9 protein-coding genes and 1 pseudogene are annotated in these 18,865 nt (G+C 50.4%); all 10 read left to right on the top strand.

Annotated features, from left to right (window positions below):
* Positions 1–347: 347 nt before the first annotated feature.
* The 10 genes and pseudogenes from EL645_RS07815 to EL645_RS07770 all read left to right on the top strand — a co-directional run bounded on the left by EL645_RS07815 (position 348) and on the right by EL645_RS07770 (position 18,854).
* Positions 348–3,203 carry a transglycosylase domain-containing protein gene (locus tag EL645_RS07815; protein WP_126549500.1) on the top strand — a complete coding sequence of 952 codons (2,856 nt, stop codon included), beginning with the start codon at positions 348–350 and terminating at the stop codon, positions 3,201–3,203.
* 517 nt (positions 3,204–3,720) lie between these two features.
* A complete protein-coding gene (locus EL645_RS07810; RefSeq protein ID WP_126549499.1) occupies positions 3,721–6,639 on the top strand; it encodes a transglycosylase domain-containing protein in 2,919 nt (972 codons plus the stop codon).
* 374 nt (positions 6,640–7,013) lie between these two features.
* Positions 7,014–8,117 carry a heat-inducible transcriptional repressor HrcA gene (gene hrcA / locus EL645_RS07805; protein WP_161977210.1) on the top strand — a complete coding sequence of 368 codons (1,104 nt, stop codon included), beginning with the start codon at positions 7,014–7,016 and terminating at the stop codon, positions 8,115–8,117.
* A 119-nt stretch (positions 8,118–8,236) separates the two neighbouring features.
* Complete coding sequence (gene dnaK / locus EL645_RS07800) at positions 8,237–10,147, top strand: molecular chaperone DnaK (protein ID WP_126549497.1); 1,911 nt, start codon at positions 8,237–8,239, stop codon at positions 10,145–10,147.
* Between the two features lie 394 nt (positions 10,148–10,541).
* Positions 10,542–11,683 (top strand): annotated as a pseudogene (gene dnaJ, locus EL645_RS07795) (molecular chaperone DnaJ).
* 525 nt (positions 11,684–12,208) lie between these two features.
* Positions 12,209–12,730: a serine/threonine protein kinase gene (locus EL645_RS07790; protein ID WP_126549496.1), complete on the top strand. Its 522-nt coding sequence runs from the start codon at positions 12,209–12,211 to the stop codon at positions 12,728–12,730.
* On the top strand, positions 12,730–14,067 hold the full coding sequence (locus EL645_RS44035) for a serine/threonine protein kinase (protein WP_126549495.1): 1,338 nt from the start codon (positions 12,730–12,732) through the stop codon (positions 14,065–14,067). Before EL645_RS07790 ends, EL645_RS44035 begins: the two co-directional genes overlap by 1 nt.
* Complete coding sequence (locus tag EL645_RS07780; RefSeq protein WP_126549494.1) at positions 14,013–14,693, top strand: hypothetical protein; 681 nt, start codon at positions 14,013–14,015, stop codon at positions 14,691–14,693. Before EL645_RS44035 ends, EL645_RS07780 begins: the two co-directional genes overlap by 55 nt.
* A 29-nt stretch (positions 14,694–14,722) precedes the next feature.
* A complete protein-coding gene (locus EL645_RS07775) occupies positions 14,723–17,140 on the top strand; it encodes a protein kinase domain-containing protein (protein WP_126549493.1) in 2,418 nt (805 codons plus the stop codon).
* 19 nt (positions 17,141–17,159) lie between these two features.
* Positions 17,160–18,854: a serine/threonine protein kinase gene (locus tag EL645_RS07770; protein WP_126549492.1), complete on the top strand. Its 1,695-nt coding sequence runs from the start codon at positions 17,160–17,162 to the stop codon at positions 18,852–18,854.
* Positions 18,855–18,865: the final 11 nt, after the last annotated feature.

Below are 18,865 nucleotides of genomic sequence, written 5' to 3'. Positions count from 1 at the left end.
CGCGGCTGCGCACGTATGCATAGGAATCAAAGACCGAGAATTAGGAAAGAATCTCTAAGTGCTGCTAATAGATAAAAGGGAGTGTTAATTTATCTCATAGTTGTTCGTTTAATATAAACGAGGTTCGGATTGTGTTTACCCACCGCAAACGACCGAATCGGGGAAATGTGTGGAAGGGAGGCTGTTTACCACTCGGGTATACTTCAGCATATAATTTTCCTGTTTCTCCTTTTGTCTTTTGTACATGTGCAGAGGACCGGACAGCAATGAAGCAGTTCTCATTGGGAATAACTGAAGAGGTTTCCTTTGGTAGACAGGCATCGGGTAATCATGAGGATACTTAGTTTATGAGTAATAACCTGGATCAGCAAGCTGATAGTCATCAACCACGGATTGAAGATAGCACACCACCAAAGACGGGAGGGCTTTTAAGTAACTATCGTCAACAACAACAGGCGTCGATATCGCAATCAGGACTGGAGCCAGTACAATCTTCACCATTAACACCAGGACAATTTGGACCCCCCTCTTTGCCAGGTTCGTCCGAGAAGGGATCAACCTCTCTTCCTACTGCGTCTTCTCCTCGCTCGCGTGGTCAGCTCCAATTGCCTGTTTCTTCTATGGGTGTTTCTGCTAGTACTGTTCCTGGACGAGGACTGTTATTGCGCTCACCAGGTCTATTGGCCAATACCGTGAATATGGTGCGCCATTGGTCGGGTAAGGTGGCGGCCGTCGCTGGCCATAGAGTGCAACCTCCGGCTCCTTTTATGGAGCGCTATCATAGCCCATCTCCGGCGGAAGCAGCCACTGTTGAGCGGCAGATGCCCCGGCCGCAACGGAAAACGCCCTGGCGCCGTTCTCGCACCCTGCGCATCGCAATGCAGATGAAGCAGCGGCGCGCACGCTGGCAGCGCGCTCCCCGCCATCTCTGGATGGCTATGTTGATGGCCATCACGTCGGTGCTGGGGCTCATATTTATTACTGGTGGGGCTTATAGTTATGGATATTATGAGCAGCAATTGCCACGGGTGGATGAACTGGCCAATGCGCACATTGCCCAGAGTACGCGCATCTATGATCGCAATAATGTGCTCTTGTTTGAAGCGTATGATCAAAACTCCAGGCAGGATGGCCGGCGTACCGCGATCAGATATGAAGATGTTCCCAGGGTGATGCAGGATGCTATGGTGGCCATTGAAGATAAGACTTTCTGGACCAATGCTGGTATTGAGCCTGCCGCCATCATTCGGGCCGCAGCCAGGCAGTATGGGGGCGCCAGCACGTTGACGCAACAGGTGATTAAAAATCTATCCAATAAGCGGGAGTACGCCCTTGAGCGTAAAATTACCGAAGCGGCTATGGCCGTTGGCCTGACACAGCAATATCCTAAAAGCAAAATTCTTGAGATGTATTTCAATATAGCTCCTTTCGGGAGTCAAACCTATGGTGTCGAGGTAGCGGCGGAAGATTATTTTGGCTTGCAACCAACCTGTAGAACCAATCAAAAATGCATCCCTGGCATTGCCAAACTAAATTATAATCAGGCAACCGGAAAAAATGATCCCTTGCTGGGCCTGGCACGTGCCTCGCTACTGGCTGGCATGCCCAATCAACCGGGCTATAACGATCCAACTACCGGCCCGGATGCCAAACAACGGGCCATTGCGCGTCAGTGGCTGGTTTTGCAGCAGATGATGGAGCAACATATCTTTGTAGATGGGCTGGGTCTGATTACTCCTACTATTATCAAGAAAGCCCAGCGGCTGATGATACATACAAATTTCAGGAGTTATGCACGTACCAAACGCGCTCCCCATTTTGTGGATTGGGTCATCAATCAGGTCTCAACCGCTCTTGGCAATGGCGATATCGCCACTGGCTATGAGGTATTCCAGAAGGCTGGATTGAATATTCGCACCACCATAGATGTCAATTTGCAGGACTATGTGGAGCGGGCTGTGAAACGTCACATTGATCAGCCTGAGTATCAGAAGTTGCGCGGCTATTATGCGACTTTGAGTAGTTATAATAATCTGCACTCAGCCGCGGTGGTGGTGATGGATGCGAAAACTGGCGAGATTCTGGCTATGAATGGGAGCGCTGACTATAATTCGCTGGATCCGCGTGTGGGAGGCCAGTTTAACGCGGCAATCAATACACGCCCACCTGGCTCAACCTTTAAACCGTTTGAATATGCTACCGCCTTCCAGATGGGCTGGAATCCCGGTATTGTGTTGACAGATAACCGCACCTACTTCCCTAATGGGGCCGCTCCCGGTACACCGATGCCGCACACGGATAAGGATGCATTATCCAAGCATTCGACTATCTATGCGCCATATGATTATGGACATACCTATACCAATCAACCGGTGACGCTACGGATTGGTACCGCCAATTCGTATAATATTCCGGCGATCAAGACGATGCAGTTTGCCAGTGCCAACCAGGTGCTGGCTACGACGCGCCGACTTGGCATTACGACGCAGGCCAATACTGGCCTGGCCTGGGCTCTGGGTTCAAAGGATATCTCACCGCTGCAAATGGTGGATGCCTATCAAACCTTTGCCAATCAGGGTGTGCGTATTCCGCCTCAGAGTGTGCTGGATATCTGGGATAACTATGGTCACAACCTCTATCACTATGATGGGGCGACGCCGCCTGCTGGCCGGGTCTTCTCGCCACAGGTTGCCTACATGATGACTTCAGTGTTGTCGGACGAACCCTCCCGGGCCTATGAATTTGGCTCGGATCATGATTTATCTTTTGCCGATATGGATGCCAATTGTGCCTATTCGCGCTTTGCTTGTAGCCGACAGGTGGCGGCCAAAACTGGCACGACCGATGACTTCAGAGACAACTGGACGATTGGCTATACCCCTGACGTTGTGGTAGGTGTCTGGGTGGGCAACGCTAACAATGAAAAGATGAACGATGTCATTGGCATTACCGGGGCCGGGCCCATCTGGCATAGCGTGATGGAACGGGTCCTGGATCATTGTAATCAATACGCTCCCCACACCAATGCTTTCGCCAGCGCCGACCAGATTGCCTGCGGACCTGATTATCATTTTCGTTTTTCTGCCCATCCGCAATGGACCTTTCCGGTACCAGCTGGCCTTGAACTGGTCAATCCGTCTGCCTTTACCGCTTTGCCAGGAAATGGACAGGCTGATTGGGTACTATCTTCCCAGCTTCCTTAGTAAATAGGGATGATTGATAGCTCGTTGGCCTTTTAATAGGAGAGCCTTCTTATCTATTCACGCGTAATTTGCAGGAATACGTCACTTAGCAGTATATTCTTGTTGCTGAGTGGCTTATTCTTGCACATGTAAACGCACATAATTTAGTAGTAATAAAGAAGAAGTCTCATTATATATCCCCCAAATAGGGGACTGTGTTAACGTGTGTCATCCGGTTCGTTGAGATAGGTAATTCGGGACACTATTTATGATGCACGATGTGGATGGCCGAATGCTGGGAAAAGTAGGTGGTGAGGGTCCCTATATATACTGGCTGGCGTCCTCCAAATGTAACTGGATCTGACGTTTTTTCTTCTTTAGAATAGAAGAATACCGATCTTGTTGCTTTCTCTGATATGAGAAGAGAGGAAGGAGCGGGGACGACTATTATTTTGTTTGACGGTGGTATAGGCAATATATAGATGTATTTATATATTGCAGGCAGAGACTATACACTGTACTAACATGAGGATGATGTATGAGTGATAATTGGAATCAGAATTCAGATACAAATCAACCTAAACCCCCTCCTAAAACCGGGGGCCTTTTAAGCAACTATAAAACACAACAACCTGATCAAGGTATACCTGATGCGCGATCTATGCCGGGAGCGAATTCTGCCTCATCGCCAGCCGGTCCTCAGCGTAACAATTCATCATTGTTGCGTGGGGGATTTCAACAACAATCCCCAACTTCACAGCAAGGACAGTTTTCTCCGTCGCAAGCTAATCCTGGTATGCAGCAGAGGTCGCAGTCGCCACAGCCATATAATGCAGGAAATCAGCAATGGTCCCCTGTTGCCCCTCAACCGGGACAGCAGTATCCGCGCCAGCCTCAGCCTCAGTCTATGACCCCCCAGCAGCGCCATGGCCTGTTGTCCAATACCGTCGATATGATGCGGCGCTGGTCAGGTAAATTTGCTTCGGTCGCAGGTCACCAGGTGCAGCCGCCCGCGCCTTATCTGGATCGCTATCGGCCAGCTTCCATGCCAGGTGTGGAGATGTCGCCGTCGCGGCCATCGCGTCCCTGGAAACGTTCACGTGTTTTACGGATCAATCAGCATATACGCCAGCGACGCCTGAAATCGCGTCAGGGCGGCGTTGGCCGGGTGCTGGCGATTACCCTGGCGACCCTGCTGGTATTGGTATTGCTGACCTCCTTTGGCAGTAGTGCTTATGGCTATAGCTATTATGTGCAGCAGCAGCCGCGCATGGAAGAATATGCCAATCAGCATATCGACCAGAATACACGTATCTATGATCGTAATGGCGTCTTGCTGTACGAGGCATATGACAATACCACCTCTGCCTACAGTGGTCGCCGTGTCACCGTGCGCTATGAAGATATTCCATTGATCATGCAGAATGCCATGACGTCCATCGAGGACAAGACCTTCTGGACCAATGCGGGCATTGATCCGCTGGCAATTGTGCGCGCAGGTTCAAGCGGCTATGGTGGTGCCAGTACCCTGACCCAACAGGTGATCAAGAACCTGACCAGGGATACTAATCCGACCTACCAGCGTAAGTTGACCGAGGCGGCCATGGCCATCGGCCTGACACAGCAGTATTCCAAGTCTAAGATCATGGAGATGTACTTCAATGTAGCTCCCTTTGGAGCGCAGACCTATGGTGTTGAGGTAGCGGCTGAAGATTATTTTGGCCTGAAGCCAACCTGTAAAGTTAACCAGCCCTGTACGCCAGGTATTTCTAACCTGGACTACAATACCAGGACCAGGAAGCATGACCCTATTCTCGGCCTGGCTCGCGCTTCATTCCTGGCCGGACAGCCCAATGCACCCAGTGCTACTGATCCAACCATGGGAGCTGAAAACAAACAGCGTGCCCTGGATCGCCAGAAACTGGTGCTGAACGCCATGATTACTCAGGGGATGACCGTGAATGGCCAGGCCGATGGTCCTCCCATTACAGAGGCGATCGCCAAGCAGGCAGAAGACCTGATGGCCAAACAAACCTTCCATCCGTATCAGCGTATCATGAAGGCCCCGCACTTTGTGCAGTATGTAATTGACCAGATGGTGCAGGCGCTGGGTGGTGGTAACGCTGGTCTGCATGCCTTCCAGACCGGTGGCTACAACATACGCACAACCATTGATATCAACCTGGTCAATTATACACAGAATGAGATCACGCGCCATATCTATCAGCCAGATATACAGAAGGTCACTGGCTATAACTTGACTTTGAGTACAGACAATAACGTGCATAATGCAGCAGTAGTTGTCATGGATTCAAAGACCGGTGAGATTCTGGGTATGAATGGGAGCGCAGACTTTAATTCCACTGATCCTACTGTTAATGGTCAGTTTAATGCGGCCATTAATGCTCGCCCGCCTGGATCAACCTTTAAACCTTTTGACTATGCCACTGCCTTCCAGATGGGTTGGAATCCCGCTATAGTTTTGCAGGACAATGAAACATTCTTTCCCACTGGCAGTACTGCAGGGGTACAAATACCAACATCGCAGGATCAGATTAATGCTATGTCGAAGGCGGGCCTGTTCTATGCTCCCTCGGACTATGGACAAACTTGGCATTTTCAGCCCTTTACTGTTCGCCAATCGACCGCTGGCTCTCTAAACATTGCGGCCATTAAGACCATGCAATTTGCAGGCGGTAATGCCGTTTTAAATACCATGCAGCGCCTGGGCGTCAACAATCAGGTCAATGATGGTCTGGCCTGGGCCATCGGTGCCAGGGATGTTTCGCCCCTGCAAATGGCCAATGCTTATGAGACCTTCGCTAATAATGGCGTACGTGTTCAGCCACAGAGTATCCTGGATGTCTGGGATAATTTAGGCCACAATCTATATCACTATAATACTAATAAGCCTGTTGGTGGCCGTGTTTTTAGTCCCCAGGTCTCTTACTTGATGACTTCGGTCTTGATTGATGAGCCGGATCGCCTGGTAGAATTCTCTGGTGACCATGACCTATCGTTCACTGATATTGATCCAAATTGTGCCGTGAATTTTTATTGTGCTCATCAAGTGGCGGCCAAAACTGGTACGACCGATCTGTTTAGAGATAACTGGACGATTGGTTATACGCCAGACGTGACCGTAGCTGTCTGGGTTGGTAACGCCGATAATTCACCGATGCGAAACGTTATCGGTATTACTGGTGCCGCCCCCATCTGGCACAATGTCATCGAAAGCACGCTGGGATATTGTAACCAGAATACAACTGGCGCATATGCTCAATATGGCGATGGCGTTGCGTGCAGTAAATATAATTTCCGCTTCTCAAAGAATCCCACTTGGACATTTCCTGTTCCTCCTGGTGTTACTCGGGCCTCACTTTCGTCCAGGACTGGTCTGCAGGGTGGTGGTACGATGGACTATGTAATCGATGGGCAGGCGCCAATGCAGCCATAGGCAATTGGTAGTTGTTCATTAGAAATATGGTTTGTAAAGAAGCGTTGCCATGGTAATTCAGTTTGCTATAGCAACGCTTCTTTATTTGTTTGCCTGATACAGAAATATGTTTGTTCTTCTCCAGGAGTGTATGTTCGTTAAAGTCGCGCTACTCATTTCACCCACAATTATATCCTTGTATGACCGCCTGGCTGGAGACTTGACAATCGACCCTTGAGAGTGCTATTCTGTACTTGCAGTCTCCAAGTGAGAGTGCTAGCAATCGCAGTTGACAGATGTTGTATCATCCGAGCATATCCATAAACCGCCTTGTTATCGCAGGCGCGGGATACTTGCCAGGGAGGTACAGCAAGACAATCGAGGGAAGCAAGTACATGACACCTCTAAGCCCACGTAAACAGCAGATTTTGCGTGCGCTGGTTGAAGAATACATTCATCACGCAACCCCTGTTGCGTCCGAGACGCTCGTACGTAAGTATGAGCTCCCTTTTAGTTCTGCCACCGTGCGTCACGAGTTAGCAGGATTGGAAGAGGCGAATTTGATTAATCAGCCACATACCTCTGCTGGTCGTGTACCTACGGACCTTGGCTATCGCTACTTTGTCGAACACCTGATGCAGGAGTCGGCATTGTTGCTCGATGAGCAGCGTCTGATTCGCCATATGTTCTATCAAGTACAGGACCAGCTGGATCAATGGGTACGGCTTACGGCATCGGTAATGGCACGCTTGCTACATAGCGCCGCTGTAATGACCCCTCCGCGTTCCAGTGAAGGTCGTTTCAAACACTTTGAGGTGCTCTCTGTGACCGATCTATCGGTGCACCTGGTGTTGGTCCTGATGGATGGGTCGATTCAGCAGCAACGCCTGCTCTTAGAGACGCCAACGCAACAAGAAGAATTGAGTGCTATTGCCGCTCGACTCAACCCATTGTTTCAAGGCAAAAATGCTGATGAGATCAATGAGTTTCTCGTGACCTATGATCCCGCTCCCGTGGAACGAATTATTTCAAATGGAATTGTTCGTATTCTGGAGCAGAATGGCGATATGCAAGGGGATGTCTTCTTTGGAGAAGATATCGTCAATATTCTAGACCCCAACACTGTTTCTCCCGCTTCGCTACACTTACCTCCTGAGGAAGAGCGTGCCGAGCGTATTCGCAAAATGATTGAAGAGCTTGAACACAAACGTCTACAAAAAGTGATGGATGATATCGAGCAGAAACGCATTTTGCCGGTGTTGGCCTCGCATCTTCCTTCAACGGATGGTGTGCAGGTGATCATTGGTGGAGAGAACCAGTGGGATGAAATGAAGGATGTCAGTTTGGTCCTGGCGCGTTATGGGCAGCAGGGCAAGGTGGGTGGTTTGCTGGGTATTATTGGCCCTACACGTATGCAATATGGTCGTGCCATTGCGGTTGTCCGCTATATGGCAGAAGTTATGAATGAACTACTGGCTGACGTTTATGGATGTGAGTAACACTCAGATACATATAAATAAATTTTGGATCTGATCTGTGGATTGTGGATCTGATCTGTGTAAAGCAGATCTGATCTGTGGATGCTAGATCTTGAGATTTTGATTTTTAGGAGGCAACTGTGCCAAAGGTTATTGGAATCGATCTTGGAACGACAAACTCGTGTGTGGCGGTGATGGAGGGTGGAGAACCTGTTGTTATTCCTAACGCAGAAGGTGCACGTACTACACCATCTATCGTAGCTATCAATAAAAATGGCGAGCGCCTGGTTGGTGAAGTTGCAAAGCGTCAGGCTATCACAAATCCAGAAAATACAGTCTATTCGATCAAACGTTTTATGGGTCGTAAATTTGAGGATCCTGAAGTTGATCGCGACAAACGTTTGATGCCCTACAAGGTAGTGCGCTCCGCTAATGGCGATGCCTGGGTAGAGGTACAGGGCAAGCAGTATAGCCCTCCAGAAATCTCAGCCATGATCTTGCAGAAGTTGAAAAATGATGCTGAAGCTTACCTGGGTGAGCGCGTAACACAGGCCGTCATTACTGTGCCTGCTTACTTTAACGATGCTCAGCGCCAGGCAACAAGAGATTCCGGTAAGATTGCTGGTCTGGAAGTGCTGCGTATCATCAACGAGCCAACCGCTGCATCACTGGCCTATGGTCTGGATAAAAAGAAAGACGAGCGTATCGCTGTCTATGACCTGGGTGGTGGTACATTTGATATCTCCATTTTGGAACTGGGCGATGGCGTATTCGAAGTGAAGAGCACCAATGGTGATACCCACCTGGGTGGTGATGACTTCGACCAGCGCATTATCACCTGGCTGGCTGATGAGTTCCGCAAAGAGCAGGGTATCGATCTGCGCCAGGACCGCATGGCCCTCCAGCGTTTGAAAGAGGCTGCTGAGAAAGCGAAAAAAGAGCTCTCCAGCTCGATGCAGACCGAGATCAACCTGCCTTTCATTACCGCTGATGCCAGTGGTCCAAAACACCTGGCCATGACGCTGTCACGTTCCAAATTGGAGCAGCTGGTTGAGGATCTGGTTGAGAAATCCCGTATCCCTGTTACCAAAGCTCTCTCCGATGCCGGTGTGCGCCCTGGCGATATCAATGAAGTGGTGATGGTCGGTGGTCAGACTCGTATGCCTGCTGTCCAGACGCTGGTACGTCGCATCTTTGATCGCGAGCCCAATCGTGGTGTAAACCCCGACGAGGTCGTAGCCATTGGTGCTGCTATTCAGGCTGGTGTCTTGACCGGTGACGTCAAAGACGTCCTGCTGCTCGATGTTACACCTCTGTCCCTGGGTATCGAGACCCTGGGTGGTGTCTTTACCCGCTTGATCGAGCGCAATACCACCATCCCAACCCAGAAGAGCCAGGTCTTCTCGACCGCCAGTGATAGCCAGCCCAGCGTAGAAATTAATATCCTGCAGGGTGAGCGCGAATTCGCTAAAGACAACCGTTCACTGGGTAGCTTTATCCTGGATGGTATTCCACCTGCACCTCGCGGTGTGCCACAGATCGAGGTTATCTTCGATATCGATGCCAATGGTATCGTGAACGTCTCGGCCCGTGATAAAGGTACTGGCCGTGAGCAGAAGATCACCATCATGCCTTCTAGCGGTCTCTCGAAAGATCAGATCGACAAAATGGTTAATGATGCTGCATCCCATTCTGAGGAAGACAAGCGCCGCAAAGAAGAGGTTGAGGAGCGTAACCTGGCCGATAGCGCAGCCTATCGTTCAGAGAAGAGCCTGGCCGAAATTGGCGACAAGATCTCGGCTGAGCAGAAGAGTGAGCTCGAAGGCAAAATTGCCGACGTGCGCACCGCCCTGTCGACCGACGATGTCGAGCGCATCAAAGCTTCCCGCGAGGCTCTGGAGCAGGCCTTCTTCAAAATCAGCCAGTCAATGTATGGCCAGGGTCAGCCTGGTGGCGCCGGTGCTGAATATGCCGATGCCCAGCCAGGAGCCGATCAGGACCAGCCGCGCCCTAACGATGACACCATCGAAGGCGAATACAAAGAAATGTAGTTGACTGAAGGAGGAGATTGTTGTCTGGGGAACTTCTGATTAATTACTCAATAGCATCTCCTCTATATGAGAGGGTAACAGCTCAGTTACCCTCTCATATCCCTGTTTTGGCGCAGGGACGTGACACTGATATATCTTGATATAGTCTGAGTACTAAGAGGGTTCTTCCATTGCTTACTACTTGGGCTATGCTTATTGCTTATCTTTCGTGTCATGATGTATTCTTAAACAATGCCAGAATGTGTGCAAAGGCAATGCAAAAAGCGCTTCGCATGCCGGGTGCAATGCACCCAATAACTTATCAATAAAGTCTAATTTTATACAGTAGAAACGTGTTTTCATCCAGTAGCGCGGATACGTTCGCGCCCTGTTTCTAAGGGTAAAGGACCAGCAGATGGCCGCAAACAAAAGAGATTATTATGAGGTGCTGGGGGTATCGCGCAGCGCAACTGACGACGAGATCAAAAAGGCGTTTCGCCGTCTTGCCAAGCAGTATCACCCTGATGCAAATAAAGAGCAGGGAGCGGAAGCCCGCTTTATCGAGATCAATGAGGCCTATGAGGTTTTAAGTGACCAGCAGAAGCGTACCGCTTATGATCGTTATGGGCATGCTGGCGTTGGTAGTGGCGCTGGCGGCGCTGCGGGCTTCGATAACTTTGGTGGTTTTAGCAATCTCAATGATATCTTTGAAACATTCTTTTCGGGTTCCACGGGTGGGCAGCGACGTTCTGGTCCGCAGCGTGGGGCAGATTTACGCTATGAATTGACCATTTCTTTTGAAGAAGCTGTTTTTGGATGTCAAAAAGAGATTGAGCTGCCGCGCTGGGAAACCTGTTCGACCTGCCGTGGTAATGGTGCCCAACCTGGTACCTCGACACAACGTTGTCCAGCCTGTCAGGGATCTGGTGAGATTCGCCGGGTACAGCAGTCGATCTTTGGGCAGTTTGTGAATGTGACAATGTGTGAGCGTTGTCGTGGTGAGGGTCGCATTATTACAACCCCTTGTGAGAAGTGCCGTGGCCAGGGCCGGGTGCGCAATAATCGCCGGGTGGTGGTCAATATTCCCGCCGGTGTAGATGATGGTATCAATGTGCGCGTTACCGGTGAGGGTGAAGTGAGCGCTCGGGCGGTACACCCGGTAACCTGTATGTCGTGTTAACCGTCAAGTCGCATGAGTTCTTCAAACGCCAGGGTAACGACATCATTTATGAGTTGCCGATCAGCTTTACACAGGCAGCCCTGGGTGATGAAGTAGAAGTGCCGACGGTTGATGGCAAATCTACTATGCTGAAGATTCCGGCCGGCACACAGAGCAATCGCTCATTCCGCCTCAAAGGCATGGGCGTACCAGTCGTACATAGCAGCGCTCGTGGCGATCAGCATGTTATTGTGAAGGTTGTTACTCCGACCAACCTGACAGCAGAACAGCGTCACTTGCTTGAAGAGTTCGCTCGTATCGAAAACGAGCAAAATGAGCAGAACGGTAAAAATATCTTCCGTGATCTTTTTGAGAAAACGAAGGACGTTTTTCAATAAAATTGAAGTCACAGGAATTCTCCTGTCCAATTTTTCAAGAGCCGGGTCGTCAATATAAGTGATATGGCGACTCGGCTCTTTTCTTTTTTCTCTTACCTTGATATTTTTGGTTGCTTGCCACTGGAAACTTTAGCAAGCTAGCTGTATATTGGATAATATAGATGCAGAATATGGGAGAGGAAAACATGAACTGTGAAATGGTTCATTGACATAGCGCACCATGTGTTAAATAATTACTACTGATTTGACTGTGATCTGGCGTGGCACTTGTAATGTGGTTGGGAATAGTAGGGTACATCTATCCTGCTGCAAAGTCATAGCATGCTTTTGAAAAGCAATCGTAAACGCCGCTTGGACGCGGCTAGCTCCGCTGCCGCTGGCTCAGCCATTTAACTTGATCAGTGGCGAGTAAACGGGGGCGCCTGCCAGGCAGCTGCGCTCATACGGTTGAGCGGCATGCTTTTAATTGTGCATTCGAGGCATCGCCTTGAGATAGCGACTTTTTAGCACTGAGTGGGGGGCGTCATGAGTATGAGCCAACGCTATCTGGGTCCTTATGAGCTGCGGCAAAGGTTAAGCAGCACGCATCAGTATGAATCATGGAAGGCCTGGGATCGGCAACAACAACGCGAGGTAGAGATTACCATCCTGCATTTGCAAGAGGTCAATGCAAGCGGGTTCATGTCACGTTTTTTCTACGAAACCAAGAATCTGACCATCCTTAATCATCCCAGTATTGCGAAGATTTATGAAGTGCAAGTTTTTCCCTCGACCGATTTAGCCGAGCAGACGGATGGCTTTGGCGCAGGTAATGCCTGCATCGTCCGCGAATATATCGATGGAATGTCATTGGCCGACTATATTGATGCTACTTCGCGAGGAGGTGACTTCCCTGCCCTGGCCGATATTTACCATATTCTGGCACCCATCTGTTCTGCTCTGGACTACGCCCATCAGCATGGCATTATTCATAGTCGTTTGAAGCCTACACATATCTTGTTTACGCGGCCCGAGGGCAAGATGCAACTCAGGGAGAGACAAAATTAGTGGGCTTTGGCATGCACAATCTGCAACTGCCGCTCACTCTTTCGCTAGAGGATGCGGGCTATGTTTCGCCTGAAGTTGCGCAGGGGCAAACGGTTAACACCCGTAGCGATATCTATTCGCTTGGCGTGATGCTCTATGAGCTTTGCACCGGAACGTTGCCTTTTCAGGGTGATACTACCTCTGATATGTTATTGCAACATATCCACGCGGCACCAATGTCACCGGCCTTGATAAATCCTCATATCGTGCCTGGCATGACGGCGATCATTCTGCGTTGCCTGGCCAAAGATCCTTCAGCTCGTTTTCCTAATGGTGCCGCCCTGACGGCTGCTCTTGCAAAGGTCATGAGCGCTCCAGGTATGACGCGGATGGGACAATCAGGCGCGGGTGTCAGCGGCAATCGTTTAACGCCCTGGTTTTCATCTGCTCAGCTAATAAACGATAACACCTACTTGAGTCCACAACGCGCTCAAGGATTGCCTGAGGAGACCATTTCTGGGAAAAATCCAGTTGGGAATGTGTCTGGTAGCTATCAGGCGACCAATGTTCCCACCTCTTTATCTTCCGCGCCTACCTCTTCCGCGCGCGCCTTGACCCCTGATGGTGTCCATACGCCTTCGCAGCCAGATATGACGGCCCATTCACAGCAGCCTGATTTGCTTTCTTCAATGGAGACACAGCGACTTCAGCATTCTCCGCTGCCGGTTACGCCGACACGCGATTCATTGCCCGTTGGAGCGGCACCTCCACCCAGGCGTAATAGATTGTTTAGGACGCGGCGTGCCAGGACATTGACAATTGTGGGTTCGGTCTTGCTATGCCTGCTGGTGATTGCAGCCGGTTTAACCGCCTTCTTTACTACCCAGCACAATAATAGCATTGCTGCCCCCTCGCTTTCAGGACATGCCTTCTTTGTGAGCAGCGGTTTGCTAGATCCCAATAATCCAAAGGGGATTGTTGATGGCTTGCAGATAGATTTAACGAATATACCGCCCCCGCAACCAGGTAAAGGCTATTATGCCTGGTTGTTGGGCGATACCGATTCTAACCCTGCCTCGCCTCCCATTGCCATGGGGACGCTCTCAGTGCTCAATGGGCATGCTTCCAAGGCATATAACAGCGATCAGAACGATAATCTCTTGTCTCACTACAGTCGCTTTCTGGTGACTGAAGAGGATGCGACTGCACCACCTTCTAATCCTTCACTGGACCCTGCGACCTGGCGTTATGGGCCGCCTTTTCACAGGTGCCCAATCCGGGGGATAAGCAGAATCATTATAGTTTGCTTGACCATTTGCGACACTTGCTGGCCCAGGACCCTAAACTGGCGAAGGTAGGACTTACAGGAGGCCTGGATATCTGGCTTTTCCGTAATAGCCTGAAAATATTGGAATGGGCTGGTAGTGCTCGTGATTCCTACAATAGCGGAAATACGGGGCTGATACAGCGTCAGGCGGTTCGCATACTGGATTACCTGGACGGAACCCAGTATGTACAGACCGAGAACATCCCATCTGATATCCAGCCTATCCTGGTTGATCCCAAGATTGCCCGTGTGGCCTTGTTGGAGGTGAGTCAGAGTGAGGAGCCGCCCGGTTACTTAAAACATATTGGTAACCATTTGCGGGAAATCATTAGCTCTCCAAATGTGAATGATTCACAAAAAAAATTGGCTAATGAGATTAATCTTGCTATCAACAACGTCCAGAGCTGGTATCTGGGTGTTCACGACGATGCAGCGCAACTTATTCATATGTCTCCCCAGCAGTTGCATCAGCCAGGAACTATGATGACGCTTAATCATATGTTTAAGCTGGCCAATAACGCTTTTGTCGGTGAGACTGATCCCGCCACCAACCAGGTGAAAGAAGGGGTCTCACAGATCCATTATGAGGCTCAGCGCCTGGCGACCTTTGATATTATGGCATGTAGCAACAATGAAACTAGTCGGCCCTGCGTTTAGTTACAGTACAGAGAGATGAGGGTGTATTCATGAATGGTGCTCTACCTCAGCGTCTGGATAAATACGAGCTTATTGAGCGTCTGGGCCATGGCGGTGTGGCAGAGGTCTGGAAGGCGTTAGATACTCAGTTGCAGCGTTATGTAGCAATTAAAATGCTGCATCCAAACTTACGTGACGATCCGCATTTTGTCGCCCGTTTTCAGCGTGAGGCGCAGCTTATTGCCGCACTTCATCATCCTAATATCGTGCAAATTCACGATTTTCAGATCTACCAGCCTCCCGAAGCTAGCGGCACGGCCTATTTCCCCCTGGCATACATGGTGATGGATTATGTCGAGGGGCAGACGCTGGCTGAGTATATCTACGCAACTTCCAGTGTAGGGAAGGTTCCTCCCCCGACCAGAATCGTGAATCTTTTTACCTCGATTAGCCTGGCTATAGATTATGCTCATAGCAAAGGGATGATTCACCGCGATATTAAGCCGGCTAATATTTTGTTGGATAAACGCAACACGGCCCGTAATCCTATGGGGGAGCCAATTCTGACAGATTTTGGGGTGGCTAAACTGCTTAGTTCCCTGACCAATACCCAGAGTGGCGTACAATTAGGCACCCCACTCTATATATCACCCGAGCAGGCCAAAGGGCAGCTCGGTACTGCGCGTAGCGACCTTTACTCTCTGGGCATTATTCTGTATGAGATAGTTACGGGTGTATTGCCGTTTCGTGGTGACACGCCGATGGAAGTGATCATGCAGCATGTCCATGCCACTCCTATCTCACCCACTTTGATCAATCCCAATATTCCGCCGGCGTTGGTACAGGTAATCAAGCGCAGCATTGCTAAGAATCCAGATGAGCGCTATGCCAGCGCCTCAGCAATGACGGCAGCGATCGCGCAGGCCCTTGATGTTCCGGTACCTGAAATCCTGGGAGAGCCGACACGCCTGGAAGTGCTGGAACATACGAAAATTGCCTCCTCACCCTCTGGGGCTATGAACTATGCTAAATTGGCCGCTGGTGCTGGTGAACCACCTACCGCTTCGGTTGCAGATGAATTACAAAAAACTCCTCAAAGAACTCCCAATGCGGCTCCGCTGAGTTCACCTTCTGTATCCTTACCGACCAATACACTCAAAGGTTCTACGCCTGCTGCGAGTGTAATGACCCCTGATGCTTTGCCACTTCATCATAGTCCGCCCCCCTCGGCCCGGCGGCGCGTGCCCACCAGGTATATCATCGGGGCCATTGCGTTGATTGTGCTGTTGATTGCCGGTGGCCTGGCGGCCTTCTTTGTCTTGCCATCATATACTGCCCTTTCCGCCCAGCCAGATGGGCATGCCTTTTATGTCAGTAGCGGTATGGTATCTCTGGATAGTGCCCAGGGGATCGCTGATCAGGTACAAATCGATCTGCAGAATGTAGCCTCTCTACAGCCGGGTAAGAGCTATCACGCCTGGCTGCTGGGTGATATAAATCCTTTACGGCGCGATGATTTAACCGGACCCTTGCCGATCAAACCCCCATTGTTATTGACTAAAAGCTTGCCAGTGCAGAATGGGCGCATCCATTACTTCTATCCAGGCGATGCCCACCATGATAATCTCTTATCAGCTACCAGCCGTTTGTTAATTACCGAGGAAGATGCCAATAGCGCCAATGCCGCTCCGTCGAATGACCGCTCCACCTGGCGCTACTATGCCGCCTTGCCCCAGCAGCCTATCGCGCAGGACGCGGCAGCCTTTAGTGCGTTGATCCACATCAGGCACCTCTTTTATAACGAGGTGGATATCAGCATACTTGGTTTGCCGGGAGGACTGGATACCTGGCTCTTCAAAAATACCGAAAAACTGCTGGAATGGTCGGTGAGTGCGCGCGATAACTGGCATGGGGCGCAAACCGATGATGCTGAGATTGCGTTGATGCGTAACCAGTTTATCAGCCAGCTAGATTACCTGGATGGCTTGAAAAATGTGCATGTCGATATGCCAGCGAATACGCCGGTGCGAGCTGACCCGTTAGGGGCTACGGTTGGACTGCTGACCGTTGATCCAGCCCATCAAGGGGGCGATTATAGTAAGATCAATCCATTGGGTTATACCGATCATACCCAGTTCCATGTGGCCCAGGTTGCTAAAGCCAGCGATATCACCCCTGAGACGCGGCAGCGAGCCGCCCACATTGTTGAGGCGTTGCAGAATGTCAATTCCTGGCTCAGTTCGGTACGGCAGGATGCGGTCAAACTTTTTAATAGCACCCCTGACCAATTAAGGCAGGAGGCAGCTGGTCACATGCTGGATGATATGGTGACGCTGACTACTTATGCCTACATTGGTAAGTTAGACCCGGTAACCAATCAGATCCATCCAGGGGTGACGCAAGCTCATTACGATATTCAACAGTTGGCGACCTTTACCATCACTAAAAATCTACCGGCGCACCTGTGAGTTATGTGGAGTTGTATGTATGGGAGTAGAACCACGTTATCTTGGACATTATAAGATGCTCGAGTGTATCGCACATGGTGGGATGGGTGAGGTATGGAAGGCTGTCGATACACACTTGCAACGCATGGTGGCGATTAAATTATTGCTGTCCAACTGGCGTAGTTCAGCCGGCTTTGTGGCACGTTTCCAGAGCGAGGCTCAGTTGATTGCGTCTCTCCGCCATCCGAATATTATTAATATTCACAATTTTTACATTGAAGAGCGCCCTGGCGAGCCTCCTCTACTCTATATGGTCATGGACTACGTTGAGGGCCAGACGATGGCGCGCTATCTGGCCGAGACCTCCAGGCTCGGCCTCTTTCCCCCTGCCGAGGACATTATCTATCTGTTCTCGGCGGTTGCCCTGGCGCTTGATTATGCCCATCGTCGTGGTATGATTCATCGTGATATCAAACCGGCTAATATTTTGTTGGACCAGCGAGATACCACACATAGAGCTATGGGGGTGCCAATTATTACCGATTTTGGTATTGCTCGCCGCCAGGGTGTCTCTGGAGGTACGATCATTGGCACTATTGTTGGGACGCCGCTCTATGTGGCACCTGAGCAGGCTCTGGGCATGTATGAAGAGAAGCGTAGCGACCTGTATTCACTGGGCATAATCTTATACGAGACTCTGACGGGTATTCCGCCTTTTAGAGGGGAGGGGATGATGAATGTGATTATGCAGCACATCAATCATGCCCCTACGCCGCCGGAGCTATTAAATCCTGATGTCAGCCCCGAGGTTTCAGCGGTGATCTTGAAGAGTATCTCCAAGAAGCCGGAGGACCGTTTTTCGAGCGCCTCTGAAATGGTGATGGCGCTGGCCGAAGCCTTTAATGTTCCCGTTCCCGAAACGCTGCTTCAAAGCCTGCGCAGTACGCCATCATTGTCTGCCTTGTCTCTCTCTTATATCCCCCTGATCTCATCCGACCAGCCGGCCCCTGAGGTGAGCAATACCGAACACTTATCTTCAGCCCCGACAGTCTTACCTACGGAAGTGTCAGGGCCAGGGATAAGATCGATGGTGGAGACTGATGCATCAAGCCGCTTGATTGATCTGGCGGCGGCCACTTCGAGGCAATCGGCTGCGGCGACACCAGGTCCTACCCTGATTCCTGCGCAGGAATCAGGACCTTTGCCTCCCTCACGCCAACCTCGTATTCGCCTTAAACGGCCACTATGGATGTTTTTGAGCGGCCTTGCTGTGGTGGTGGTTATGCTGGGGATCGTAGCGCGGTTCTTGTTCTTCACGCCGCCGAGCAATCCAACTGTGCCTCAAGGCACCGTCCAATTTACCCGTTCAGCGACTTCTAAACAGTATAATCAGTTGCAGGTAAATATGAAGAATGTGCCTGATCCACCAGCGGGAAAAGCCTATTATGCCTGGATTGATGCGCCTGCCAATGAAAGTCATATACCACACTGGAGGCTCCAGGCGCAGCAGAAACAGATTCATAGCAGCATCCTATCTGATAACCAGGTCGCTAATTTGTTGACTCCGGATACACTCTTTCTCATTACCCTGGAGGATGCTTCGAACCCACACCTCCTGGTACCGGCTATTGATCCTCGTCTACGCCTCTATTATGCGGAGGTCGCGCCGCCAGGAGGTACCAGTTATAACATTAAAGTGTGTCCATCAAATATTAATGCCTCGCCCTGTGTCTGAACGGTTGTGCC

This window comes from Dictyobacter kobayashii, from assembly GCF_003967555.1.
GTDB classification, from domain to species: Bacteria; Chloroflexota; Ktedonobacteria; order Ktedonobacterales; family Ktedonobacteraceae; genus Dictyobacter; species Dictyobacter kobayashii.
This window is presented reverse-complemented; position numbering and strand designations above follow the sequence as displayed.